Genomic DNA, 24,289 nt, shown 5'->3' with positions numbered 1-24,289 from the left:
CTCCCATATTAGATAATGCGCTATCTGCGTATACCTTTTGGGAGGAGGTATGTTGGATCCGGTTGCGCTTACAGTCTCGGTCCTTGCACTTGCCGTGTCGGCGACGACGGCTTGGCTAACACTTTTTCGACGCGGCACGGTGCGTATGACGCAGCCTACCGTGATTTTCTTCGGGCCCGATGTGCCTCGCCCCGGTAGACGAGCGCCTTTGCCGAAGATCTATTTGCGGACGCTGCTATTCTCGACATCTAAACGCGGGCGAATCATCGAGAGCATGCACGTGGCCATTCATCGCAACGAAACACACCAAAACTTCAACATATGGGTGCATGGCGACGAAAAGCTCGTAAGGGGCAGCGGCCTGTTCATTGGTGAGTCCGGAGTCGGAGCAAACCACCACTTTCTCACCCCGGAGGACGGGAGTGACTTTAGGTTCAACGCCGGGCGCTATCGCCTGGAGGTCTTTGCTCGGATACTCGGTGACCGACGCTCAAAGCTGCTGTTTACTCAGGAACTCGAGATCACATTGCAAATTGCGGCCTCATTAGAAACGTCGAAGGCGGGCTTGTATTTCGACTGGGGCGCCGACTCGGCGACCTACCTTCCACACGTCGAAACCCACAAACCTTCCGATCTAGATGCGATGCAAGCGTTGCTGTCGCAGCTCGCGACGGACCGTGAATCCAAACCGTGACCCCATTGGATAAAGATGCCCGGACTTTATGTCGGCTTCTAGGCGTCCGGATTCATGTCGTGGATTTCCACTTCGGGATGTGGATTCAAGCGGTCGTTCATGGGCGGTGCCGGAAGGACTGCTCTACATTTCGAAGCAGCCATTTGCAAAAGGCCGGTCGACTTCCGCAAAGGGTCGGCTACGGACGTTCGCGGCCGATGTGCAGTTCATTGACCGGTTGAATCCACATCGGCAATCCGTCGTTCTATTACAAATGATCGACGACGTGCTACAGCAGGTCTTCGAAATGCCCGCGAAGGAAGCAGGCACCTCCCGCGAAGTACCTCTGTCGGGCATAATTCACCCGAAGATGCGAATAAAGGCGAAAATCATCGACACTTTACGAGGCCGGAATGAACCTCAGCTCAGTAGCCTTGCCCGCAATTCTTGCTGCGCTCGCGTCCGGCCTCTTCGCACTGGTGGGAGTGATCGTTACATCTGCCCTTGCGCAACGGCGCGAACATGAAGCAGATTGGCGGCAGACAAAGGTCGATCACTATCAGGAATACGTGACGGCACTGTCGAATATCGTTTCAGCCCGTTCCACACCCGCAGCGCAAGAACGCTACGCTGACGCCGTGAATGCGCTGGCTCTCGTTGCATCGCCCGCAGTGTTGGATGCCGTTAACGCGTTTCAGCGAGAGATTTCATATCGCAACACCGAGCGGAGCGATGAGCGGCACGACATGCTGTTGAGCGAGGTCATGCGTGCGATGCGCAAAGACGTGCAGCCGCGCCGCATCAAAGATCGCCGTCGGGAATTCCGTTTTCTTGCCCCACCGCCGCTACCCATCGAGGCAAAAGCGGATCACAGGTAGATGTAATAACCTGCATGCGATCACTAAAAGATATAGGGAGCCCTATCATGCAGATTGTCCCGGCCTCAGCTCTCATCGAAATATCTAAGGGCTATCTCGGTCATCGATCGCGCCGTGAGGACAGTTGGATTTGGCACTCGGGGGACGAGAACGGAAAGGGCAGTGCGATCCCGTTCGCGGTTTCGACCCTATATAGAGGGCAAAATACGCGTCATACGCCGATGCTCGCGTCGATCGCCAGAGGTCTGCAGTCTACGGACATCCTCAAAATTTTCGAAACCCCAATCCCTGACCAAGCCAAGATAGTTCTTAGGCTGGCTCAATCATGGTGGTTTGCGAAAGAGCTGACTCGGCACCCGATCTTTAGTCATGCGGCGAGCCAGAATCTGGATTTGAATGAAATCGCACTCGCACAACACTATGGTATTTCGACAGGCTACCTAGATCTTTCCGATGACTTTAATGTCAGCGCATTCTTCGCCACTTGCCGCAAAACCACTGAAGGCTGGCAACCTGCCGACTCAGGTGTTGGCGTAATTTATAGAGTTAACCTGAGCAACATAAAGAATACGTGTGAAAGCTACATTCCGCTTGGACCACAGAGATTGCCGAGACCGTATGAGCAATGCGCGTGGGTCGTTGAAATGCCTTTTTGCAGTGGATTTGAAGGTTGGCCAGGAGTCGAGATGCTGTTATTCCACCATGATCGTCATGTTGGGGAGCATTTTCTCGAAATGTTTGAAGGAGGTACCCAACTGTTTCCACCGGATCCCCTAGCAGATGTTGCGGAAGAGATTCTTTCTTGCGGTGAGATTCCAATTGACCTTGTTGATGCGGTATTGAAGTCGTTTTCTAGTGACCCTTGTGGAATTCTGGCGAGCGACCTGTCTGCGGTGCGCAAGGAACTTTCCTTGCTGGTCAGTCAGATAGGATATCGCCAGCTTTTGACAGACCTGCATGTCGGCCCATTGCTCGCTGAGCAGGAGTGGGTCGAAAAGATGCTTGGTACGGTCACAGCAAGAGCTGTTGCAGTGCGTCGCGTGAAAATTCCATGAGGTGGTGCGGCCAAATCCGAGCACGGCCTCACCCCTTGAGACCCACCCAAGCATATAGAGTGGAAGTCACCGTGGGCATACGCTGACCACCAAAGGTATCCGGGTTGCCCCGTCGGATGACCGGTGCACTTCATGAAGCAGCCTTCGAAGTCACGCCGGATCGAAAGATCACAGCGGGTCGCAAACCGCCAGTGATTGTGCCAAGGTGCACTAGTCATTCCCGCGCCCGAACGATATGTTCCAAGGCCCAATTTCCTGCTTTTGCGGAGCAACCCCGAAAAAATTGCGGAGCACCGCCCACAAAAGTCAGTAGCCACTACCGGGAAAACCTAGGAAAACTGGCGGAGGCGGTGAGATTCGAACTCACGGAAGGGTTACCCCTTCGCTGGTTTTCAAGACCAGTCCATTAAACCACTCTGGCACGCCTCCGAGGCGTTGCGCACGACCGGGTGTCGTGGCGGGGGAGGTCGTCTTGTGCGACGACTTGGGATGCGTGCGGTCCGGGAGAATCGGCGTCGGAACCCCAACGCAGACCGGTACCGCACGGCAGCCGGCATTATACCTGCTCATCCCGCCGTGTGAAGCCTTCATTCCACCCAAATCGCCTCACACCCCGCCCAAACGCTCACGCTTGCCTCGTCCCCCTCTTGTTTTGTGCCCCTCCGGCATGCATCATGCTTGAAGACGTACGGTGAACGCCCCTCGCGTCACCGTGCGAGGCCTGACATGACCCGGAGACACTCATGGATGCCGACACCTCCCGCGATTCCGCCCACGAGACGTCAAATGACGCCAGCGGCGAGCGCGTGACCGACACCCCGACGGCCAACGCCTTCACCTGGCAGATTCCGATCCTGTTCAACATCGGTGTCGACGTTTGCGACAAGTGGGCCGATGGCACCAACCGGCTCGCCCTCATCCACGAAAGCGCCGATGGCTCGCACGTGCGACTCACGTTCGATGTCCTGAAACAACTCTCGAATCAGCTCGCCAACGAATGGCGCGCCCACGGCGTCAAGGCCGGCGACCGCGTCGGCATCTTCCTGCCGCAATCGCCCGCCACCCTCGTCGCCCACGTCGCCGCCTATAAACTCGGCGCCATCGCCGTCCCGCTCTTCACGCTCTTCGGCCCCGAGGCACTCGCCTATCGTCTGCAAAACTCCGGCGCCGCCGTGCTGGTCACCGACCTCGCGAGCGTCGCGAAGATCGACGACATTCGTGCCGAATTGCCCGACCTGCGCCTCGTATATGTCGTCCACGACGACCTCCCCGAAGCCCATCATCACGTCGCCGACGACCAGGACTGGGGCGTCGCCGAAGACGGCCTGCTCGCGCTCTGGCCCGCCATTGCATCGCGCGACACCCATTTTGAACCCGTCCAGACCCGCGCCGATGCCCCCGCGCTGATCATCTACACCTCCGGCACCACCGGTAAACCCAAGGGCGCACTGCATGCGCACCGTGTGCTGCTCGGCCACCTGCCCGGCGTGGAGACGTCGCACAACGGCTTTCCACAAGATGGCGACCTGATCTGGACGCCCGCCGACTGGGCCTGGATTGGCGGGCTGCTGGACGTTCTGCTCCCCGCGCTGCATCACGGCGTGCCCGTGCTCTCGCGACGCTTCGAGAAGTTCGATCCGGTCGCCGCGTTCGATCTGATGGCCCGCCACGGCGTGCGCAATACCTTCCTGCCGCCCACCGCGCTCAAGATGCTGCGCACCGTCCCGTCGCCGCGCGAACACTGGCCGCTGCAACTTCGTTCCGTCGCGAGCGGTGGCGAGTCGCTCGGCCCCGAACTGCTGGCCTGGGGGCGCGAGCACCTCGGCGTCGATATCAATGAGTTCTACGGGCAGACGGAGTGCAATATGGTCGTCTCGTCATGCGCGGCGGAATTTCCGGCGTTGCCCGGCGCTATCGGACGCGCCGTTCGCGGCCATGACGTGACCATCGTCGACGACGACGGCACGCCGCTGCCGGTGGGCACCGTCGGCAACATCGCGATTGCAAGACCCAACCCGGTCATGTTCCTCGGCTACTGGCATAACCCGGAAGCCACGATGGACAAGTATCGCGGCGACTTCCTGCTCACGGGGGACTCGGGATTCGTCGATGCGCAGGGCTACATTACGTTCACCGGACGCTCGGACGATGTGATCACCAGCGCCGGATACCGTATCGGCCCCGGGCCCATCGAAGACTGCTTGATCCGACATCCGTCGGTGCAGTTCGCCGCTGTCATCGGTGAGCCGGATGAACTCCGCACGGAGATCGTCAAGGCCTTCGTCGTGCTGCGCGAAGGGTATGAGCCGTCCGCCGCACTGGCCAAGGAAATTCAGGATTTCGTGAAGCACCGTCTGGCAGCCCACGAGTACCCGCGCAAGGTGGTGTTCCTGCCGGAATTGCCAATGACCGTCACCGGCAAGATCATCCGCAAGGCGCTGCGCGAGATGGGCACCGTGCTGGGGTAACGCAGCGGTGCCAGGCCGTCACTTCGCGTCGCGCTCGAGGAACATTCCCTGAAGGTCGTTCAGGAAGCGCTGCCCCAGCTCGGTTGGGGCGATGCGCAGCGGGTCGTCGACGAGCAATCCCTTCTCGACACCGGCCGCCAGCGCCTTGGCAAGCCGCGCCATCGGCAAGCCGGTGCGATCGGCGAACAGCTCGCTCTTCACGCCTTCGGTCAGCCGCAAGGCGTTGAGCATGAACTCGAACGGCAAGTCGCGCACGTCGACCTCGTTTTCCTCCTGCACCGCGTTGCCTGCCGCCGCCGCATCCATGAAGCGCTGCGGATGCTTGTGGCGGATCTGTCTCAGCACCCGGTGCGGGAACGAGATCTTGCTGTGCGCGCCCGCGCCGATGCCAAGATAGTCGCCAAACTCCCAGTAATTGAGGTTGTGCTTGGCCCGACGGTGCGGCTGCGCATAGGCCGACACCTCGTAATGACCATACCCGGCCAGCGCGGTGCGCTCGGCAATCCAGTCCTGCATGTCGGCGGCCGTGTCGTCGTCGGGCACGGTGGGCGGGTATTTGTGGAACTGTGTGTTCGGCTCCAGCGTGAGGTGATACAGCGACAAGTGCGGTGGCGCGAACGACAACGCCGTCTCCACATCCTGCTGGCACTGCGCCAAGGTCTGGTTCGGCAACGCGAACATCAGATCGAGGTTGAAATTATCGAAATTCGCCTGCGCGATCTCGATGGCATGACGCGCTTCGTCGCCATCGTGAATGCGCCCGAGCGCTTTCAGATGCTCGCTATTGAAGCTCTGAATGCCGATCGACAAACGGTTGATGCCGCTCGCGCGGAAACTGCGGAACTTGTCCGCCTCAAACGTGCCGGGGTTCGCTTCCATGGTGATTTCAGCGTCGGCGTCGAGCGGCAGCAGGGCGCGCAGATCCGAAAGCAGACGGTCCAGACCGGCGGCCGACAACAGGCTCGGCGTGCCGCCCCCAATGAAGACCGTGTGCACCGGACGTCCCCACACCAGCGGCAACGCCTGCTCCAGGTCCTGGCGCAAGGCGTCGAGATAAGCTTGCTCGGGAACGCTTGCGCGCCGCCCTCGCCACGCCACTCATGCGAGTTGAAGTCGCAATACGGACACTTGCGCACGCACCACGGAAAGTGCACGTACAACGACATCGGCGGTAGCGCCGGCAGACTGATCTTGCCGGGGCGCAGGAAGTTCTGCACGGGCAACTCGGATTGACTCATGCCGTTCATGCCTCCCGGCCCAGCTTTTCCAACAACACGCGCAGCGCGCGCGCCCGATGGCTGTGAGCATTCTTCACGGCGGGATCGAGTTCGGCCGCCGTCTGATTCAACGCGCGGATGAGAAAGTGCGGATCGTAGCCGAAGCCATGTGCGCCGCGCGGCGTGTCGACAATCTCGCCATCCCAGCGACCTTCGGCAATGATCGGCTGCGGATCTTCGGCGTGACGCACCAGCGCGAGCGCGGCGAAGTAGTACGCGTCGCGATAACCGGGGGTGTCGGCGTGCGGCGCGAGTTGCTCGATCAAGTGGCGATTGTTCGCGGCATCCGACTTCTCGCGCCCGGCGCGTGCCGCGTAGCGCGCGGAATACACGCCCGGCGCGCCGCCGAGGATCGGCACACACAGACCGGAGTCGTCCGCCAGCGCCGGCAGTCCCGTTGCGGCCGACGCATGACGCGCCTTCGCCAGCGCATTCTCGATGAAGGTCACATGGGGCTCGTCGGCTTCGGACACGCCGAGCATCCCCTGCGGTACCAGCTCGATGCCGAGCGGCGCGAACAATGACGCGAACTCGCGCAACTTGCCTGGGTTGTTCGACGCCAGCACGATCTTCTGCATGCCCATCCTCAGACTCCGAGCGCGCGCTTCTGGGCGTCGATCAACTGACGAATGCCGGCGTCCGCCAGGTCGAGCAGCACGTTGCTTTGCGCCCGCGTGAACGGCGCGCCTTCGGCCGTCCCCTGAATTTCCACGAAACCGCCCTCGCTCGTCATGATGACGTTCATGTCGGTGTCGCACGCGGAATCTTCGACGTAGTTCAGATCGAGCACCGGAGCGCCCTGATACAGCCCGACCGAGACGGCGGCGACATGCGCGCGAATGGGCGACGTTTCGAGTTTGCCGTCGGCGAGGAGTTTCGAAACCGCGTCGTGGGCGGCGACGAAAGCGCCGGTGATCGAGGCGCAACGCGTGCCGCCGTCGGCCTGGATGACGTCGCAATCGATCTGGATGGTGCGCGGGCCGAAGGCCTCGAGGTCGAACACGGCGCGCAGCGAGCGGCCGATCAGGCGCTGGATCTCCTGTGTGCGCCCGCTCTGCTTGCCGCGCGCGGCCTCACGATCGCCGCGGGTGTGCGTGGCGCGCGGCAGCATGCCGTACTCGGCCGTGAGCCAACCCTGGCCGGAGTCGCGCAGGAAGCCCGGGACCCTCTCTTCAACGCTGGCGGTGCAGATGACCTTGGTATCGCCGCATTCGATCAGCACCGAACCTTCGGCGTAGCGGGTGTATTGGCGGGTGATGCGCACGGGGCGCAATGCGTCGTGCGCACGGCCGTCCGGGCGGGGAATTTGCGTCATGAGTGAGTGTCCTGCAAGGTGAATGGGTGCGGCAATACCCGAATGGTATCGCTAAACGCCGCAGGCTTGGCGGCGCGGCCCGGTAGCGCGGTCCGATTCGGGAGCGCAGTGCCGGAAAGTGCGATAATCGCGTTTCATCCATGCATGCGAATCCGGTTGCTGCATTGCCTCGCGACAATACTGCCGCGCGGCTGTGGTTCCGGTCACCCCGATGAAAGACAATAATATTTTCAGTATGACCGGCTACGCCAGCGTCACGCGCGACATTGCGCATGCCGATGGTGCCGCAGGCGCGAGCGTGTCGGTCGAATTACGCACGGTCAACTCGCGTTTCCTCGATCTGGCATTCCGTATGCCCGAAGAAGCGCGTGCCTGCGAACCGGTACTGCGCGAAGCGCTCACCGGCAAGCTCTCGCGCGGCAAGGTCGACATCCGTATCAACGTGCAGCGCCCCGAAAACGGCACGAACGGTGCCCTCAATCTCGATGCCGTCAAACAGCTCGCAGATCTTGAACGGCAAGTGCTTGCGTGCTTCCCGGATGCCGAGCGCATGCGCACCGGTGAGATTCTGCGCTGGCCGGGCGTGCTCGGCGAAGAGTCGGTCACGGCCGACGCGCTGCGTGATGCAGTGATCGACGCCGGACGTGCCGCCATAGGCGACCTCGTCGACGTGCGCAAGCGCGAAGGCGCTCAGCTCAAGGCAAGCCTCATCGAGCGCATCGAGTTCATGGAGAAGATCCTCGTGGGCCTGCAGCCGATGGTGCCGGAGTTGATCGCACGTCATCAACAGAAGATCGTCGATCGTCTTCTGGAAGCGCTGGGTCTTGTGGTGCCGGAAGGTTCCGCCGCGCCGAGCAAGGACGAAATCGCCGAGCGCATTCGTCAGGAAGTCACGATTTACGGCGTGCGCATCGACGTCGCGGAAGAACTTACCCGACTCGACGCCCACCTGAAGGAAACCCGCCATATCCTCGACAAGGGGGGCTTGGTAGGCAAACGGCTGGACTTCATGATGCAGGAGCTCAATCGCGAAGCGAACACGCTCGGCTCGAAGGCCGCCTCGAAGGAACTCGCCGATGCCTCGATGGCGCTCAAGCTGTACATCGAGCAGATGCGCGAGCAAGTGCAGAATCTGGAGTAAGCCGCATGTCCGCGTCATCGCAAATCCCGCACGCTACCCTGCACGCCGAGTATCCCGGCAATCTGTTCATGGTGGTCGCCCCCTCGGGGGCGGGCAAGTCCACGCTCGTCAACGCGCTGCTCGCGCAGGACGCCGACATCTGCCTGTCGATCTCCAGCACCACGCGCGCGCCGCGTCCGAACGAGGAAGAGGGCGTGCATTACCACTTCATTTCGGTCGAGCAGTTCCTAGCAAGCCGGAAAGCCGGCGAGTTCCTGGAAAGCGCCGAAGTGCACGGCAACTATTACGGCACGTCGCGCGTATGGATCGAGGATCAGATGCGCGAAGGTCGCGACGTGTTGCTCGAAATCGACTGGCAAGGCGCGCAGCAGGTGCGCAAGCGCTTTGCGAACGCGGTCGGAATCTTCATCCTGCCGCCGTCCATCGCGGCGCTCGAGGAGCGTCTGAAGAAGCGTGGGACGGACGAGCCCAACGTCATTGCGCGTCGTCTGTTGGCGGCCGGCGGCGAAATCGCCCACGCGCCCGAAGCGGATTTCATCATCATCAACGACGAATTCCAGCGCGCGCTCGATCAACTGCAATCGGTGTTCACCGCCGTGCGTCTGCGCTTCGCCTCGCAGTATGCGCGGCACCGAACCTTGTTCACCGACCTGGACATTCACGCACCGAACGATCCCTCGTAACACCCTCGCATTCGCCGACCGCGCTGGCGTTTTTCGCGAGCGTGGCGCGGCTGCGATAGAATACGCCTCATATCAAGAAGGAAACTCCTTATGGCCCGAATTACCGTTGAAGATTGCCTGAAACGAATCCCCAATCGCTTTGAGCTGGCGCTCGCCGCGACGTACCGCGCGCGTCAGTTGGCGCAAGGTCACACGCCGAAGCTCGAGAACAACAAAGACAAGCCGACCGTTGTCGCGCTGCGCGAAATCGCGGCGGGTCAGGTGGGCGTCGAGATGCTCAAGAAAGTGCCGCTCTGATCGGGAGACAGCACTGATGCGATGTGACGTTCCGGGCCGCTCGACGATGCAGGTACACGTATGAGTCATGCAAAATCACCGGCCGCGTCCATCGCTGCGGATGAACCCAAAGCGGGGGAGCCGAAGCCCGAGCGTAAAAAGAAAAAGGGCGAAAGCGCCACGCGGCAGTACATCGACGCGCTGCTCGAGCAGTCGTATCGGCACCTCTTCGGTCCGACGGCGACGCCAGAGCAGCCGCGCAAGCATGAGGTCGTCTCGATCGCCCGTCTGAAGGGCATGCTTGGGGAGTACCTCAAGGAGAGCGACCTCGCGCAAATCAAGGAAGCCTTCCAGTTCAGCGACGAAGCCCACCTGGGCCAGTATCGCCAGAGCGGGCAACCGTACATCACCCATCCCGTCGCCGTTGCCGAGATCTGTGCCGAGTGGAAGCTCGACGCGCAGTCGATCATGGCCGCCTTGTTGCACGACGTGATGGAAGACCAGGGCGTGACCAAGGCCGAACTCGCCGAGCGATTCGGCCCGAAAGTCGCGGAACTGGTCGACGGTCTGTCGAAACTCGACAAGATGGAGTTCAGCAGCCGCGAAGAGGCGCAAGCCGAGAGTTTCCGCAAGATGCTGCTGGCGATGGCGCGCGACGTTCGCGTCATTCTCGTCAAGCTCGCGGACCGGCTGCACAACATGCGCACGCTGGGCGTCACGTCGACGGAGAAGCAGCGCCGCGTGGCGCGCGAGACGCTCGATATCTACGCGCCCATCGCGCACCGCCTGGGCCTGAACAATACCTACCGCGAGCTCCAGGATCTGAGCTTCGCGAATTACCATCCGCGTCGCTACGCCGTGCTCGACAAGGCCGTGAAGGCCGCGCGCGGCAACCGGCGCGAAGTGGTCGGCAAGATTCTCGACGCCGTCGAGAAAGCGCTCACGGAAGGTGAGGTGAGTGCCGACGTTTTCGGTCGCGAGAAGACGCTCTTCAGCATCTACAACAAGATGCAGGAGAAGCAATTGTCGTTCTCGCAGGTGCTCGACGTGTACGGCTTCCGCGTCGTCGTCGAGTCCAATGCGCAGTGCTACCTTGCGCTCGGCGTATTGCACGCGCTCTACAAGCCGGTGCCGGGCAAGTTCAAGGACTACATCGCGATCCCGAAGGTCAACGGCTATCAGTCGCTGCATACGACGCTCGTCGGCCCCTTCGGCACCCCGATCGAATTCCAGATCCGTACGCGCCGCATGCATGAAATTGCGGAAGCGGGCGTAGCCGCTCACTGGCTTTACAAGAACGGCGGCGCGGACATGAACGATGTGCAGAAGCACGCGCATCGTTGGCTGCAATCGCTGCTCGACATCCAGAGCGAGACCGGCGATTCGACCGAATTCCTCGAACACGTCAAGATCGACCTGTTTCCCGATGCCGTCTACGTCTTCACGCCGAAGGCGCGCATCATGGCGCTGCCGCGCGGTGCCACGGCGCTCGACTTCGCGTATTCGGTCCACAGCGACCTGGGCAACCAGTGTGTCGCCGTCAAGATCAACAACGAACTGCTGCCGCTGCGCACCGAACTGAAGAACGGCGACATCGTGGAAGTCATCACGGCGCCGTATTCGAAGCCGAACCCCGTCTGGCTCGGGTTCGTGCGCACCGGCAAGGCGCGCTCGGCGATTCGTCATTACCTCAAGACGATGCGCTTCGCCGAGTCGGTGCAACTGGGCGAACGGCTGGTGGAGCAAGCGCTCAAGGGCTACGGCCTGACGATGAGCGAAATCTCGCCGGAGATCTGGGACAAGCTCGCGCAGTGGACGGGCAACAAGGATCAAGAAGACATCTTCGCGGACATTGGTCTGGGCCGCCGCGTCGCGGCGGTCATGGCCAAGCGCCTCGCGGTGCTCTCGTCGGGCAAGGAAAGCGAGAACGATACCGATAGCCCGGACGATCCGGACTCCCCGCGTAACGGCGACGAGACGGTCGGGCCGCCGGTGCTCATTACTGGCACGGAAGGCATGTCGGTGCAGTTCTCGGCGTGCTGCCGCCCGATTCCCGGCGACGCGATCATGGGGTATATCGGCATCGGGCTGGGTATGGCGATCCATACGACCGATTGCCCGGTCGCGCGTCGCATTCACCGCAAGGACCGAACCCGCTGGATCGATGTGGCGTGGTCCCCGCAGCCGGGGCGTCTGTTCGATGTGGGCATCAAGGTGCTCGTGCGTCACAATCGCGGCGTGTTTTCGCGAGTGGCGGCCGACATTACCGCCTCGGACGCGAACATCGTGCACATTGGCATGGATGAAGTGGTGCCCGACGAATCGGCAACGCTGCGCTTCCTCATTCAGGTGAGCGACCGCGTGCATCTCGCCAACGTCATGCGCCGCATTCGCGTCAATCCGGATGTGATGCGCGTGGCGCGCGAGCGACCGAGCGAGCGCCACCAGGAAGAGCTGCACGCCAACCAGGCCATGCGGATCACGCGCGAGCGCGGCGACTACTGACGCGCGGGCCGGTGCCCCCGTCGAACGGGCGCGCGCCGTCACACGCCGCCCGGATTGCCTGATTCGCTAGCCTTCCGACGGCGGGTAGTGCACGTCCAGTATCTCGATCTGTTCGAGCCCGGCCGGCGTGCGCAGCGGCACGGTGTCGCCGACTTTCGCTTTGGTGATCGCGCGGGCCATCGGCGAAATCCAGCTCACATACCCCCGGTCGAGATCGACCTCGTCGATGCCGACGATCGTGATCGTGTGCTCGTCGCCCTTGCCGTCGGCATAGGTCACTTGGGCCCCGAAAAACACCTGATCGAGGTTCTCCTGACGGCGCGTGTCGACCACCTCGGCGTTATCGAGGCGTCGCGTGAGAAAGCGGATACGCCGATCGATCTCGCGCAAGCGCCGCTTGCCGTAGATGTAATCGCCGTTCTCCGAGCGGTCGCCGTTGGACGCCGCCCATGACACGATCTTCACCACCTCGGGGCGTTGATTGTCGATGAGGTCGAGCAATTCGTTCTTCAGACGTCGATAGCCCGTCGGCGTGATGTAGTTCTTGGTGCCCGCGGGAATGTCCGGGGTGCCGGCGTCGAGATCGTCATCGTCGTCGCCACTGTCTTCCTTGACAAAGGCTTTGTTCATAAGTCGATGCACGCGCTGCGCGCGTGTGGGGAGCGTTTCGGGATCCCTGCATTATAGGAGCGATGTGCATCGTCCATGGGCGCAGGCGCGAAAGGCCGCTCGGCAATCATGCGCAGGTGTCATGGAGCGAGCCGGCAATGTCCTCTACAATCGGTTCACATTCGCCCCATTGCCCATCCGAACGCAGGAGAGCCGCACCATGACCGATTCCACCAGCCCGTTCCTCGCCGTGCTCAAGCCGCACCTGAGCGACATCGGCGCCTTTACCGTGCAGCGCAGTCTGCCCAGTCTGCCGTTCAAGACGGTCGGGCCGTTCATTTTCTTCGACCACATGGGCCCGGCCACGCTGTCGCCGGGCCAGGGCATGGACGTTCGTCCGCACCCGCACATTGGGCTGGCGACGGTCACGTATCTGTTCGACGGCGAGATCTGGCATCGCGACAGTCTTGGCAGCGATCAGCGCATCACCCCGGGCGCGGTGAACTGGATGACGGCGGGGCGCGGCATCGTCCATTCCGAACGCACGCCGCACGATGTGCGCGAGCGCGGCGGCGACGTTCACGGGATTCAGACGTGGGTGGCCCTGCCGCAGGCCGACGAGGAAACCGAACCGTCGTTTGCGCATCACGAGGCGTCGTCGCTGCCCGACATCTTCCTGCCCGGCGTGCATATGCGCCTGATTCTCGGCCAGGCGTTTGGCCAGACGGCGCCGGTGAAGGTGTTTTCGCCGATCTTCTATCTGGCCGTCGATATGGCCCCGTGCTCGGCGTTCGTGCTGCCGCCCGAGTACGCGGAGCGCGCCGTATACACCGTGCAGGGCGAGGTGACAGTAAACGACGAGGTGCTGCCCGAACATCGTATGGGCGTGCTCGCCCAGGGCGCGGATATGCGCATTGTGGCAGGCGACCAACCGGCGCGGTTGATGCTGCTCGGCGGCGCGCCGCTCGACGGTGATCGATTCATCTTCTGGAACTTCGTATCATCGAGTCGCGAGCGCATCGAACGGGCCAAGGCCGCCTGGACGGCGCAGCAGATGGGCACCGTGCCCGGCGAGACGGACTGGATTGCGCTGCCGGAGCGAAAGCCGTCGGCGAATTAAGGTCCGCCGGCGCGCGTCGACGCCGGTTGCCGAAACGCTCGGCCGCCGGCATTTCTATTCGGAGACGTGGGCACTGGTGGGCGATGCCCCACGGCCCACCTCACGCGCTCAGCACGATGACCGAGCACCGGCGGTCTTCCAGCAGACGGTGCGAGACGGCGCCGAAGTTGAGGCGGTCGCCAAAGCGAGGTTGCACGCCGAGCACGAGCAGATTGTGTTTGCCGTGATGGATCTGGTGCAGCACGGCTTCGTCGACCTTGCCGCCGGCGAGCAGGCGGGTGCGAAGCTTCACACCGTTGCGCTTGGCCAGCGCGTGTAGGTTCTCCATCATGGCGGCTTCGGCGGCGTCAGGCTTCAGTACGCGCGGGCGCCAGCGCCGATGCAGCATGCCGGGCGCAACCCGCGCGGACACGTGGAGCGCCGTGACGGGCGCGTTCGCCGCGCGCGCCAGCGTTATCGCGAGTTCGGCCGCGTGCCGCGAGTAGTCGGTGCCCGATACGGGCACGAGGATGTTGAGCGGCGCATCGGGCTTGCGCGCATGCTCGCCGTGGGCCAGCACAATGCCGATCGCGCCATCGAACGCCTTGGTGAGCGGCAGCACGCCCGTGGGCAAGGGCAGCGGCGGGACGTCGGAATCCGTCTCCTCGCCCGGGGCGTCGAATCCGGCGATCACGAAGCCGTAGCCCTTGGCGATTTCGTCGGAAATGCGGTTGGCTTCGTGGCTGCGGTCGGGTTGCAACGCTTCGTGCTCGCGCGCCGCGTCCGACGGATCGCTCGCCACGAACGCGCCTGTCTCGGTGGCGTTGCTCACGCGCTTGTCGTCGTGCGCTTCACCCACCGGTTCATGCTTCGGCGCGCCATGATCGTTCGACGCGTCTGCCGATGGCACCTTGCCGGCGCTCTCCTTGACAGGCCCATGCGGCAATTCCGGCGTCTTCTGCGGCGCCTTGCCCGTGCGCTCGCGCAGCACCAGACGCGCCGCCTCGCGCGCCTTGTCCGCGCCTGAATCGTCTTCGACCCCCGGCGTGCCGGGGCGCGTGGCGCCGCCAGTGTGGCGGCAGCGAGCGCGATATCGTAGGCGTCGCGCCCGTCGCTTTCGCCGTCGGCCGCGTGGGCGCGTGTCTCCTGGCCGGCTTGCTTGTCCGAGGCTTCAGAGAGCGCGCTGGTGTCGCGCGCCGCCGCGCCGTCGTTCGTCTTGGTGGGCGACGGGGCGAGTACGGTCGTCAGTGTGCCGCGCACGCCGGCCGTCAGCCCGGCGATCCATGCGGCGAAGCGCCCGTTGGCGCTGCCGTCCACGGCGGCCAGAATTCGTTCGACGTTCGGCAGGAAGTCCTTCTCCTCGGCCGCCTCTTTCTCGAGCCGCGCTTTCTCCTGCGCCGAGAGCGGAATGCGCACGAGTGCCCGTCGCAGCACAGGCGGCATGATGAGTGTGGTGATCAGCGCCATGACGACGACCATGGTGAACAGGTCCTGGCTGAGCACGCCCAGCGAAAGCCCGATGCTCGCCACGATGATCTCGGTGGAGCCGCGCGCGTTCATGCCGGTCGCAAGTGCCAGCGCTTCGGCCGACGACATGCCGCCCAGGCGCGCGCCAGCGAAGCCGCCGGTGAATTTTCCCACGCTCGCGATCAGGATCAATCCGGCGACCAGACCGAGCATGCGCCAGTCGAGCAGGATCGTCAGATCCACCGACAGGCCCGCAACCCCGAAGAACACCGGAGCGAAGAGCGCAACGATCAACCCGCGTAGCTGTGCCTCGATCTGTTCGGTGAGAATCGGCGACTGCCCGATCATGACGCCCGCCATGAACGCGCCCAGGGCGGTATGCACGCCGAGCTTGTCGGTGGCGAGCGCCAGCACGAAGGTGATGACGAGAATCGCGCTGAGCGCGGGCATTTCGGCGGTGAAGCGATCGTTGGTCCAGCGAATGGCGACAGCTACGGCACGTTTGCCCACGGTAAAGCACAGCACGATGAACAGCAACGTGCCCCCCAGGCTGATCGACAGATGGCCGAGATCGATCGAGCCGCTCGCCCCCAGGCCGGCGATGGCAGCGATGATGATCCAGCCGGTGGTGTCGTCGAGAATGGCGGCCGCCAGGATGATCTGGCCGATGTTGCGGCGTAGATAGTCGACTTCGCGGATGACCGTCGCCACGACTTTGACGGACGAGATCGACAGCGCGGTGCCGAGGAAGAGGGAGGTGACCAGCCGGGCCTCGGGATGCGGCAGGAGATTGTCGGGTAGATGCCAGCCAAGCGCAAAGCCGCAGGCGAAGGGGACTACCATGCCGCCGGCCGACGCGAAGATCGCCATTCGCTTCATGCGGCGAACGAGGCCCAGATCGGTTTCCAGCCCGGTGGACAGCAGCAGTAGCAGCACGCCCAGTTCGGCGACCGCGTCGAGCATCCTTTTCTGCGCTTCGGTATCGGGAAAGACGGCGTGCTGCCAGGCGGGCATCAGGGCGCCGAAGACGGACGGGCCGAGCAGCACGCCGGCCAGCAACTGCCCCATGACCGCCGGCTGGCGCAGGCGCTGCATAACCTCGCCCAGCAATCTGCCGACAAGGACCAAGAGGAGCAGTTGGGTGAAGAAAATTGCCGTGCCATGGCCTGCGTGCATGTGCCTCCCTGCAAGTCGTGCGACAGGTGGGACGACGCACCGCCGGGTCGGGAACCCGGCGCGCGCGTGCGCGTCCGTACCGATTTGCCCAGTTTTGCGATTAACATGCTTACCATGCGTCAAGCGGGCGGCTGCATTCGATGAGTGACGGCCACCGTCCACGCAATTTACCACGCTCGATAGGACCTATGATCGATACCCATCTCGCCAGTTTCGATGCCGACGTGCTGGCCGTCTCGCATCAAGTGCCGGTGCTCGCCGATTTTTGGGCGCCGTGGTGCGGCCCGTGCAACGTGCTCGGGCCGTTGTTGGAAAAGCTGGAAGCCGAAGCGCAGGGCCGCATTCGTCTCGTGAAGATCAACGCCGATGAGAACGCGCAGCTTTGCGCGGAGTATGGCGTGCGCAGCCTGCCGACGGTGGTCGCCTTCGTCGACGGCGAGCCGGTCGACCAGTTCGTGGGCGCCTTGCCCGAGGGACAGTTGCGCGCGTTCATCGATCGGATCGTGCCGAATCCGGCGGACGTGGCGCGCCGCGTGGCGCGCGAGGCGTTGACGGCGGGCAAGCCCGAGGTCGCGCGCGACGCGTTGCAGGCTGCGCTGGCGCTGGATCCCGCGCATGACGAAGTGCGTCTCGATCTGGTCGACGTGCTGCTCGGCATGGGCGAGGTCGACGGCGCGCGCGCCGAGCTGACGCTGCTCTCGCCGCGCACGGCGGCCAGTGGCGACGCTCGCATCGCCGCGCTGAACACGCGCATTGCCGCTGCCGAGCAGGCGAGTCATCTGCCGTCGGCGCAGGCGTTGCTTGCGCGCGTGCAAGCGGATCCTGACAATCTGCAGGCGCGGCTCGATCTTGCCAACCGCTATCTGGCGGATCGCACCTACGAACCGGCATTGCAGGCGTTGCTGGACATCGTGCAGCGCGACCGCGCGTTTGGCGACGACGCCGCACGCAAGTCGATGCTGGCCATCTTCGATGCGCTCTCGGAGACGGACCCGGCCACGGTGGCCGCGTGGCGCCGCAAGCTGAGCGCGGCGCTCAATTGAGCCCACTTTGTTGACATTTTTCCCTCACGCTGATGACTGCTCCCGCTCTGATCACTTTCGCACCCGCCCAGGCGGGTGAAGCCATCTTCGACCATCCCGCGCAAGCGCGTCGCCTCGAAGGCAATCCGCAACGGGTGACGCGGCCGTTCTACACGGACGCGCTGGGCGAGTTCGATTGCGGCGAATGGACGTGCGAACCCGGCGCGTGGCGCATTGCCTTTGGTCCGCATCGTCAGGAATTTTTTTCGGTGATCGAAGGACGTATTCGCATCAGCGACCTCGACGGCAACGCGTCGGAGTTCGGGCCGGGGGACGCCTGTGTGATTCCGGCGGGCTTCGAGGGCGTGTTCGAGGTTGTCGAACCGGTGCGCAAACACTTCGTGATGTTCGAGCGCAAGGCGCAATCATGACGCGCCTCATTTTTTTCTGCGGCCACGCCGGGGCGGGCAAGACGACGCTGGCGAAGCGCCTGATCGGCCCGCTGATTGCGCGCAGTGGGGAAGCGTTCTGTCTGCTCGATAAAGACACGCTTTATGGTGCTTACAGTGCTTCGGTGATGGGCGCGTTGACGGGCAATCCGAACGACCGCGACAGCCCACTGTATTTGCAGACGTTGCGCGATCCGGAGTACGCGGGACTGCTGGACACAGCGCGCGAGAATTTGCGTCTCGGGGTGAACGTGCTGGTGGTCGGGCCGTTCTCGCGCGAGTTGCGCGAAGGGCGGTTGTTCGACCGCGCGTGGCTGGGTGTCGATGACGACGTGGGCGTGCATGTGGTCTGGGTCGAACTCGACGAGGCACAGGCGAAGGCGCGCATCGTGGCTCGCGGCAATCCGAACGACGCATACAAGCTCGCGCACTGGGACGAGTACCGGCTGCGTCGGTTCTCGCCGTCCGCCGCGGCGTTCCCGGCACTCGCGCGCTACGACAATACCGCGCCGACAGCGGAAGACGACGAGCGTCTGCTGCAAACGTTGCTGGCGCAGACTCGCTGATATTCGAAATACGTTCGTAGGGAATTGTCCGAAAAGGGATTCCCGCGAGGAAGATCGGGGCAGGGCGTTGCTAAGGTACGGACACTTTTCTCTCTGTCCCCGCCTCGATCATGTTCCTGCCACCTTGCTGGTTGACATCGTCTGCGGCCCGTGTCGCAGGTCGCCTCCGCGCATGCTTGCTTCGTGTGTTGACGGCTTCGGCCGGGTTGGCGGTCGTTATCCCGATCGTGGCCCATGCAGGCGCGCCGCCCGTGCCCGGACTGCCACGGGTGAATATGGCGGCGATCCCGTGGTCGTTGGCGGAGTCCGCCTATGGCGACGACGCTTCGGCGCTGGCCTCGATGTCAGATGTCGTCTCCCCGACGATGGCACGCATTCGCGAACGCGGACGCATCGTGCTGGGCTATCGGCAAACGGCGGTTCCATTTTCGTACGTGGATGCCAAGGATCAGCCAATGGGGCTGGCGTGGGCGCTGTGCCAACGCGTTGTGCAAGCGTTGCAACGCGAGATGGCGATGCCCGACCTGCGCATTACCCCTGTGCGCGTGATCGAGCAGATGCGCGGGCCGCTGATCAAGGGGGATGCCATCGACATCGATTGCGCGCCGTCGACCGTCACGGCCGCGCGCGAGCGGCAGGTGGCCTTCAGTCTGCCGTATTACGCCGCGAATGTCCGCCTCATGGTTCGGCAGGGCGCCGGGATTCATTCGATCGACGATATGCGAGGATTGCGACTGGCCGTGGTGCAAGGCACGACCGCCGAGCGGCTGGTGCGCGCCCGGCACGCGCGGGCAGGCTTTCAGCTCTTGATGGCACGCGACTACGACGACGCGTTTCGTATGCTGCGCGAACATCGCGCCCAAGCGCTCGCGCTCGACGACGTGCTGCTCGAAGGCCTGCGGGCCACCAGCAAGTCGCCTGACGCCTTCCATATCGTCGGACCGCCGTTGGCGACTCAGCCCGAGTACTACGCCCTCGCCCTGCCCAAGGACGATCCGGCGTTCAAGACGCGTGTCGACGCCGCGCTCGCCGAGATCTTCCGCACCGGAGTTATGCGCCAGCTCCAACGCGAGTCGTTCCAGAGCGCCGTGCCGCCTTTCGGGCATGTCCTTCAGGTCGTGCCGTCGCCCGACGTGCTCGCGATTTGGGAAGCCGGGGCGCGTTACGGGGCAACCTCTGACGGCAACGCTAACGCCCCGGAGCACGACACCTCGGCTGCGTCTTCCTCCCCACGTAGCTGACTCGCCTCGCGCCCCCCCAACCGGAAGCCCGCCGATAGCGATGTCGGTGGGTTTTTTGCATTGTCGGGGCGCTGTTTTTACGCGTTGTTTACACCCCGTTTATCCCTTTTATCTCCGTCTTTACGCGTCGATCCGTATCGTTCATTGCACGGCTGGTATGCGCATGCAAGGGCGCGTCGCGTCCGTGGCGTGCCAGCCGCCACACGATAGGGAGTTGTCATGGACTGGCTATATCTCGGCGTCATCGCGGTGTTTGCTGCCTCGACCGTCGGCTTTGTCGCGTTTTGCGCGTCGGTGGGAGGGCAGCAATGACCGCCATGTATTGGCTGAGCGGCGGACTCACGATCGCGCTGCTCGCTTATCTCGTCTACGCGCTCTTTAAGCCGGAGGATCTGGCATGACGCTCAACGCCTGGATTCAGCTCGGCGTTTTCCTCGTCGTGCTGCTGGTGCTGGCACGCCCGCTCGGCCGCTTCATGGCCGACGTGCTCGCCGGCGAATCTCGTGTGAACCGCTGGTTCGCGCCCCTGGAACGCGCGCTCTACCGCCTGTGCGGCATCGATCCGGAAAAGGAAATGCACTGGCGCGCCTACGCGATCGCGCTCGTTGGTTTCAACGCGCTCGGCGCCTTGGCGGTCTACGCCCTGCAACGCTGGCAAGTCTGGCTGCCGTTCAATCCGCAAGGGTTGGGGGCCGTTACCCCGGACTCGTCGATGAATACGGCCGTGAGCTTTGTGTCCAATACCAACTGGCAAGGCTACAGCGGTGAGTCGACCATGAGCTATCTCACGCAGATGCTCGGTCTGGCGGTGCAAAACTTCATGTCGGCCGCCACCGGGATTGCCGTGGTGGTCGCGCTCATTCGCGGCTTTGCCCGTCACACGGCACAAACGATCGGCAACTTCTGGGTCGATATGACCCGCATTACGCTTTACATTCTGGTGCCGCTTTCGGTCTTGCTGGCAGCGGCTTTCATGAGTCAGGGCGTGATTCAGAACTTCAGCGCTTATCAGGATGTCACCACGCCGCAAGCCACGCATTACGACAATCCGGTGCTTGGCCCGGACGGTCAGCCGAAGCTCGACGCCGCCGGCAAGCCGGTGACAACGCCGGCCGTGACGCAGACGCAAACCCTGCCGATGGGCCCGGTCGCCTCGCAGGAAGCGATCAAGATGCTCGGCACGAACGGTGGCGGCTTCTTCAATGCGAATTCGGCGCACCCGTTCGAAAACCCGACGCCGCTGTCGAGCTTCCTTCAGATTCTGGCGATCTTCCTGATCCCGGCAGCGCTGTGTCATATGTTCGGACGCATGGTCGGCGATCGTCGCCAGGGCCTGGCGCTGCTCGCCGCGATGACGATTGCGTTCTCGATTGCCGCCGTGGCCACGGTGTCGGCCGAGCAGGCGGGCAATCCGGTGCTGACCACGCTCGGTGTCGATCAGCAAGCGAGCGCCACGCAGGCGGGCGGCAACATGGAAGGCAAGGAAACGCGCTTCGGTATCGCGGCCTCGGGCATTTTCGCCACGGTGACGACGGCGGCGTCGTGCGGCGCGGTCAACGCGATGCACGATTCGCTCACGCCGCTGGGCGGACTGGTGCCGATGCTGCTGATGCAGTTGGGCGAGGTGATCTTCGGTGGGGTGGGCTCGGGCCTGTACGGCATGCTCGTCTTCGCGATGCTCGCGGTGTTCGTGGCCGGGCTGATGATCGGCCGCACGCCGGAGTACCTCGGCAAGAAGATCGAGGCGTTCGAGATGAAGATGGTCGCCGTGGCCGTGCTCATGACGCCGCTGCTGGTGTTGCTCGGCACCGCGCTTGCGGTACTCGTGCCGGCAGGGCAGGCGGGCGTGGCGAATCCGGCGACGCACGGCTTCTCGGAAATTCTCTACGCCTATAGTTCGGCCGCAAACAATAACGGCAGCGCGTTTGCCGGGCTGTCGGCCAACACGCCGTTTTACAACAGCACGCTGGCGATCGCGATGTGGTTCGGCCGCTTCTGGGTGATTGTGCCGGTGCTGGCGATTGCCGGTGCCCTCGCACGCAAGAAGCGCATTGCCGCGACCTCGGGCACGTTGCCCACGCATGGTCCGCTGTTCGTCGTGCTGCTGCTCGGTACGGTGCTGCTGGTGGGCGCGCTGACGTATATGCCCGCGCTCGCACTCGGTCCGGTCGCCGAACATCTGACGATGATCGGCGCGCATTGAATATTGAAATGAGGCATTCGAGGCACTCATGAATCAACCCTCAGGAAATACCGTCACCCGGCCGGCGGGCAAAGGGCACACGTCGACGTCACTGTCGATGTTCGACCCCGCGATCGTCAAGCCGGCCATTGTCGACTCGTTCCGCAAGCTGCACCCGTTCACGCAAGCCCGAAACCCGGTGATGTTCGTGGTGTACGTGGGCAGCCTGCTCACGACGGTGCTGTTCGGCATGGCCGTGGCGGGCCACGCCGAAGCGAGCGCGCCGTTCATCCTTGCCATCACGCTATGGCTGTGGTTCACGGTCTTGTTCGCGAATTTTGCCGAAGCCCTGGCCGAAGGCCGCAGCAAGGCGCAGGCCGCCTCGTTGCGCCAGGCCAAGAAGAACGTGCCGGCCAAGCAATTGCGCTCGGCCCGGCGCGACGCGGAGTGTCTGGTCATCGATAGTGCCAGTCTGCGTCGCGGGGATTTCGTGCTGGTCGAGGCGGGCGATGTGGTCCCTGCCGACGGCGAAGTGGTGGAAGGCGTGGCGTCGGTCGACGAATCGGCTATCACAGGCGAATCCGCGCCCGTGATTCGTGAGTCGGGCGGCGATTTTTCGGCCGTCACCGGTGGCACGCGCGTGCTCTCGGACTGGCTGGTCATGCGCGTGACGGTCAACCCGGGCGAGGCATTCCTCGACCGCATGATCGCCATGGTGGAAGGCGCGAAGCGGCAGAAGACGCCGAATGAAATCGCGCTCACGATCCTGCTCGTCGCGCTTACGCTGGTGCTGCTGCTCGCCACGGCGACGCTGCTGCCGTATTCGATCTACAGCGTGTTCGTCACGCAAGCGGGGCATCCGGTCACGATTACCGTACTCGTCGCGCTGCTGGTGTGTCTGATTCCGACGACGATCGGCGGGCTGCTCTCGGCCATCGGCGTGGCCGGCATGAGCCGCATGATGCAAGCGAACGTGATCGCCACGTCGGGGCGGGCCGTGGAAGCCGCGGGCGACGTGGATGTGCTGCTGCTCGACAAGACCGGCACGATTACGCTGGGCAACCGTCAGGCATCTCAATTCGTGCCGGCCCCGGGCGTGGACGAGCGCACGCTGGCCGACGCCGCGCAACTCGCCTCGCTGGCCGACGAGACGCCGGAAGGGCGCAGCATCGCCGTGCTCGCCAAGCAGCGTTTCAATCTCCGTGAGCGCGAAATGGGCGGTCTGCACGCGCTGTTCATCCCGTTCTCGGCGCAAACGCGCATGAGCGGTGTGGACCTTGCGGACAAGCAGATCCGCAAGGGGGCAGCGGACGCGCTCAAGCGCTACGTGGAATCGGCCGGCGGCGTATGGCCGGTGGCACTGGCCAGCGCGGTCGACGAGATTGCGCGTCGCGGCAGCACGCCCCTGGTGGTGGCCGAGCAAGACGCACTCGGGACCCGCGCGCTGGGCGTGATCGAGCTCAAGGACGTGGTCAAGGGCGGCATCAAGGAGCGCTTCGCCGAACTTCGCCAGATGGGCATCACGACGCTGATGGTGACGGGCGACAACCGTTTGACGGCGGCAGCCATTGCGGCCGAAGCCGGGGTCGACGATTTCCTCGCCGAAGCCACGCCGGAAGCGAAGCTCGCGACGATTCGCAAGTACCAGGCCGAAGGCAAGCTGGTGGCGATGACGGGCGACGGCACGAACGACGCCCCGGCGCTCGCCCAGGCGGATGTGGCGGTGGCGATGAACTCGGGAACGCAAGCCGCGAAAGAAGCGGGCAACATGGTCGACCTGGATTCGAATCCGACCAAGCTGATCGAGATCGTCGAGATCGGCAAGCAGATGCTCATGACGCGCGGCAGCCTCACCACGTTCTCGATTGCGAACGACGTGGCGAAGTACTTCGCGATTATTCCGGCGGCGTTTGCCACGACGTATCCGCAACTCGATGCGCTCAACGTGATGCGCCTGGCGAGCCCGTCGTCGGCGATTCTGTCGGCCGTGATCTTCAACGCGCTGATCATCGTGGTGCTGATTCCGCTGGCGCTCAAGGGGGTGAAGTATCGCCCGGTCGGGGCCGCGACGCTGCTGCGCCGCAACCTTCTGATTTACGGTCTGGGCGGGATCCTGGTGCCGTTCGTCGGCATCAAGGTCATCGACATGTTCATTGCCGCGATGGGCTGGGCCTGATCGCGCGGCGCCCGAACGCAATGGCCGATGG

The 24,289-nt window shown here is 63.5% G+C and carries 21 protein-coding genes, 1 tRNA gene and 1 pseudogene; 16 read left to right on the top strand and 7 right to left on the bottom strand.

The window, feature by feature from the left end:
• Positions 1-49 precede the first annotated feature (49 nt).
• The 3 genes from DRB87_RS13955 to DRB87_RS13945 all read left to right on the top strand — a co-directional run bounded on the left by DRB87_RS13955 (position 50) and on the right by DRB87_RS13945 (position 2,606).
• Positions 50-694, top strand: a complete 645-nt coding sequence (locus tag DRB87_RS13955) for a hypothetical protein (protein WP_130026325.1) — start codon at positions 50-52, stop codon at positions 692-694.
• 392 nt (positions 695-1,086) lie between these two features.
• The gene (locus DRB87_RS13950; RefSeq protein ID WP_130026324.1) at positions 1,087-1,551 is read left to right on the top strand and encodes a hypothetical protein; all 465 of its coding nucleotides are present in this window, start codon (positions 1,087-1,089) and stop codon (positions 1,549-1,551) included.
• 47 nt (positions 1,552-1,598) lie between these two features.
• Positions 1,599-2,606, top strand: a complete 1,008-nt coding sequence (locus tag DRB87_RS13945; RefSeq protein WP_165385320.1) for an FRG domain-containing protein — start codon at positions 1,599-1,601, stop codon at positions 2,604-2,606.
• 339 nt (positions 2,607-2,945) lie between these two features.
• Here the strand turns inward: DRB87_RS13945 and DRB87_RS13940 are convergent.
• Positions 2,946-3,035: transfer RNA gene (locus DRB87_RS13940), tRNA-Ser, on the bottom strand.
• 314 nt (positions 3,036-3,349) lie between these two features.
• Here DRB87_RS13940 and DRB87_RS13935 point away from each other — a divergent pair.
• Positions 3,350-5,074 (top strand): acyl-CoA synthetase, encoded by a 1,725-nt coding sequence (locus DRB87_RS13935; protein WP_130026322.1) that lies wholly within the window; start codon positions 3,350-3,352, stop codon positions 5,072-5,074.
• An 18-nt stretch (positions 5,075-5,092) separates the two neighbouring features.
• On the opposite strand, the pseudogene hemW reads toward DRB87_RS13935, so the two are convergent.
• From hemW to rph, 3 genes and pseudogenes are all read right to left on the bottom strand, one after another.
• A pseudogene (gene hemW / locus DRB87_RS13930) lies at positions 5,093-6,321 on the bottom strand (radical SAM family heme chaperone HemW).
• Positions 6,318-6,935, bottom strand: a complete 618-nt coding sequence (rdgB, locus tag DRB87_RS13925) for an RdgB/HAM1 family non-canonical purine NTP pyrophosphatase (protein ID WP_130026321.1) — start codon at positions 6,933-6,935, stop codon at positions 6,318-6,320. Before rdgB ends, hemW begins: the two are co-directional and overlap by 4 nt.
• A 2-nt stretch (positions 6,936-6,937) precedes the next feature.
• On the bottom strand, positions 6,938-7,666 hold the full coding sequence (gene rph / locus DRB87_RS13920) for a ribonuclease PH (RefSeq protein ID WP_130026320.1): 729 nt from the start codon (positions 7,664-7,666) through the stop codon (positions 6,938-6,940).
• 211 nt (positions 7,667-7,877) lie between these two features.
• On the opposite strand from rph, the gene DRB87_RS13915 reads away from it, so the two are divergent.
• The 4 genes from DRB87_RS13915 to DRB87_RS13900 all read left to right on the top strand — a co-directional run bounded on the left by DRB87_RS13915 (position 7,878) and on the right by DRB87_RS13900 (position 12,271).
• Positions 7,878-8,807, top strand: a complete 930-nt coding sequence (locus DRB87_RS13915; RefSeq protein ID WP_165385319.1) for a YicC/YloC family endoribonuclease — start codon at positions 7,878-7,880, stop codon at positions 8,805-8,807.
• Positions 8,808-8,812: 5 nt separating this feature from the next.
• Positions 8,813-9,490, top strand: a complete 678-nt coding sequence (gene gmk, locus DRB87_RS13910) for a guanylate kinase (RefSeq protein WP_130026319.1) — start codon at positions 8,813-8,815, stop codon at positions 9,488-9,490.
• A 90-nt stretch (positions 9,491-9,580) separates the two neighbouring features.
• The gene (rpoZ, locus tag DRB87_RS13905; protein ID WP_017233499.1) at positions 9,581-9,787 is read left to right on the top strand and encodes a DNA-directed RNA polymerase subunit omega; all 207 of its coding nucleotides are present in this window, start codon (positions 9,581-9,583) and stop codon (positions 9,785-9,787) included.
• 60 nt (positions 9,788-9,847) lie between these two features.
• On the top strand, positions 9,848-12,271 hold the full coding sequence (locus DRB87_RS13900) for a bifunctional (p)ppGpp synthetase/guanosine-3',5'-bis(diphosphate) 3'-pyrophosphohydrolase (RefSeq protein WP_130026318.1): 2,424 nt from the start codon (positions 9,848-9,850) through the stop codon (positions 12,269-12,271).
• Positions 12,272-12,337: 66 nt separating this feature from the next.
• On the opposite strand, the gene greB is transcribed toward DRB87_RS13900, so the two are convergent.
• Entirely contained in the window at positions 12,338-12,901 is a 564-nt protein-coding gene (gene greB / locus DRB87_RS13895) for a transcription elongation factor GreB (RefSeq protein WP_130026317.1), read from the bottom strand.
• Between the two features lie 199 nt (positions 12,902-13,100).
• Here greB and DRB87_RS13890 point away from each other — a divergent pair, with 199 nt between their 5' ends.
• Positions 13,101-14,000 (top strand): pirin family protein, encoded by a 900-nt coding sequence (locus DRB87_RS13890; RefSeq protein WP_130026316.1) that lies wholly within the window; start codon positions 13,101-13,103, stop codon positions 13,998-14,000.
• Between the two features lie 100 nt (positions 14,001-14,100).
• On the opposite strand, the gene DRB87_RS13885 is transcribed toward DRB87_RS13890, so the two are convergent.
• Positions 14,101-14,811, bottom strand: a complete 711-nt coding sequence (locus DRB87_RS13885; protein ID WP_165385318.1) for a universal stress protein — start codon at positions 14,809-14,811, stop codon at positions 14,101-14,103.
• Positions 14,808-16,541: a cation:proton antiporter gene (locus DRB87_RS13880; RefSeq protein WP_240755988.1), complete on the bottom strand. Its 1,734-nt coding sequence runs from the start codon at positions 16,539-16,541 to the stop codon at positions 14,808-14,810. The genes DRB87_RS13885 and DRB87_RS13880 overlap by 4 nt, the downstream gene beginning before the upstream one ends.
• Positions 16,542-16,813: 272 nt before the next feature.
• Here DRB87_RS13880 and trxA point away from each other — a divergent pair, with 272 nt between their 5' ends.
• The 7 genes from trxA (at position 16,814) to kdpB (ending at position 24,258) form a co-directional block, all read left to right on the top strand.
• A complete protein-coding gene (gene trxA / locus DRB87_RS13875; protein WP_130027866.1) occupies positions 16,814-17,665 on the top strand; it encodes a thioredoxin in 852 nt (283 codons plus the stop codon).
• Positions 17,666-17,697: 32 nt separating this feature from the next.
• Complete coding sequence (locus DRB87_RS13870; protein WP_130026313.1) at positions 17,698-18,075, top strand: cupin domain-containing protein; 378 nt, start codon at positions 17,698-17,700, stop codon at positions 18,073-18,075.
• On the top strand, positions 18,072-18,659 hold the full coding sequence (locus DRB87_RS13865; RefSeq protein ID WP_130026312.1) for an AAA family ATPase: 588 nt from the start codon (positions 18,072-18,074) through the stop codon (positions 18,657-18,659). The genes DRB87_RS13870 and DRB87_RS13865 overlap by 4 nt, the downstream gene beginning before the upstream one ends.
• A 251-nt stretch (positions 18,660-18,910) precedes the next feature.
• The gene (locus tag DRB87_RS13860; RefSeq protein ID WP_165385317.1) at positions 18,911-19,900 is read left to right on the top strand and encodes an amino acid ABC transporter substrate-binding protein; all 990 of its coding nucleotides are present in this window, start codon (positions 18,911-18,913) and stop codon (positions 19,898-19,900) included.
• 308 nt (positions 19,901-20,208) lie between these two features.
• A complete protein-coding gene (gene kdpF / locus DRB87_RS13855; RefSeq protein ID WP_017231679.1) occupies positions 20,209-20,301 on the top strand; it encodes a K(+)-transporting ATPase subunit F in 93 nt (30 codons plus the stop codon).
• Positions 20,298-22,103, top strand: a complete 1,806-nt coding sequence (gene kdpA, locus DRB87_RS13850; protein WP_130026310.1) for a potassium-transporting ATPase subunit KdpA — start codon at positions 20,298-20,300, stop codon at positions 22,101-22,103. The genes kdpF and kdpA overlap by 4 nt, the downstream gene beginning before the upstream one ends.
• Positions 22,104-22,200: 97 nt before the next feature.
• Positions 22,201-24,258, top strand: coding sequence for a potassium-transporting ATPase subunit KdpB (gene kdpB, locus DRB87_RS13845; protein WP_240756312.1), 2,058 nt, complete (start codon positions 22,201-22,203; stop codon positions 24,256-24,258).
• Positions 24,259-24,289 lie beyond the last annotated feature (31 nt).

This window comes from Pandoraea sp. XY-2 (assembly GCF_004193915.1).
In the GTDB taxonomy this organism is placed as follows: domain Bacteria; phylum Pseudomonadota; class Gammaproteobacteria; order Burkholderiales; family Burkholderiaceae; genus Pandoraea; species Pandoraea cepalis.
The sequence above is the reverse complement of the archived record's forward strand: the minus strand, read 5'-3'. Positions and strand labels throughout refer to the sequence as shown.

Bases quoted from the DNA above. Each gene is read 5' to 3' on its own strand.
- rpoZ (WP_017233499.1), top strand. From the start codon at position 9,581: ATGGCCCGAATTACCGTTGAAGATTGCCTGAAACGAATCCCCAATCGC.
- greB (WP_130026317.1), bottom strand. From the start codon at position 12,901: ATGAACAAAGCCTTTGTCAAGGAAGACAGTGGCGACGACGATGACGAT.
- kdpB (WP_240756312.1), top strand. From the start codon at position 22,201: ATGTTCGACCCCGCGATCGTCAAGCCGGCCATTGTCGACTCGTTCCGC.
- rdgB (WP_130026321.1), bottom strand. From the start codon at position 6,935: ATGGGCATGCAGAAGATCGTGCTGGCGTCGAACAACCCAGGCAAGTTG.
- DRB87_RS13955 (WP_130026325.1), top strand. From the start codon at position 50: ATGTTGGATCCGGTTGCGCTTACAGTCTCGGTCCTTGCACTTGCCGTG.
- kdpA (WP_130026310.1), top strand. From the start codon at position 20,298: ATGACGCTCAACGCCTGGATTCAGCTCGGCGTTTTCCTCGTCGTGCTG.
- DRB87_RS13945 (WP_165385320.1), top strand. From the start codon at position 1,599: ATGCAGATTGTCCCGGCCTCAGCTCTCATCGAAATATCTAAGGGCTAT.
- gmk (WP_130026319.1), top strand. From the start codon at position 8,813: ATGTCCGCGTCATCGCAAATCCCGCACGCTACCCTGCACGCCGAGTAT.
- DRB87_RS13915 (WP_165385319.1), top strand. From the start codon at position 7,878: ATGAAAGACAATAATATTTTCAGTATGACCGGCTACGCCAGCGTCACG.
- DRB87_RS13950 (WP_130026324.1), top strand. From the start codon at position 1,087: ATGAACCTCAGCTCAGTAGCCTTGCCCGCAATTCTTGCTGCGCTCGCG.
- DRB87_RS13935 (WP_130026322.1), top strand. From the start codon at position 3,350: ATGGATGCCGACACCTCCCGCGATTCCGCCCACGAGACGTCAAATGAC.
- DRB87_RS13870 (WP_130026313.1), top strand. From the start codon at position 17,698: ATGACTGCTCCCGCTCTGATCACTTTCGCACCCGCCCAGGCGGGTGAA.
- DRB87_RS13865 (WP_130026312.1), top strand. From the start codon at position 18,072: ATGACGCGCCTCATTTTTTTCTGCGGCCACGCCGGGGCGGGCAAGACG.
- rph (WP_130026320.1), bottom strand. From the start codon at position 7,666: ATGACGCAAATTCCCCGCCCGGACGGCCGTGCGCACGACGCATTGCGC.
- DRB87_RS13880 (WP_240755988.1), bottom strand. From the start codon at position 16,541: ATGCAGCGCCTGCGCCAGCCGGCGGTCATGGGGCAGTTGCTGGCCGGC.
- kdpF (WP_017231679.1), top strand. From the start codon at position 20,209: ATGACCGCCATGTATTGGCTGAGCGGCGGACTCACGATCGCGCTGCTC.
- DRB87_RS13890 (WP_130026316.1), top strand. From the start codon at position 13,101: ATGACCGATTCCACCAGCCCGTTCCTCGCCGTGCTCAAGCCGCACCTG.
- DRB87_RS13900 (WP_130026318.1), top strand. From the start codon at position 9,848: ATGAGTCATGCAAAATCACCGGCCGCGTCCATCGCTGCGGATGAACCC.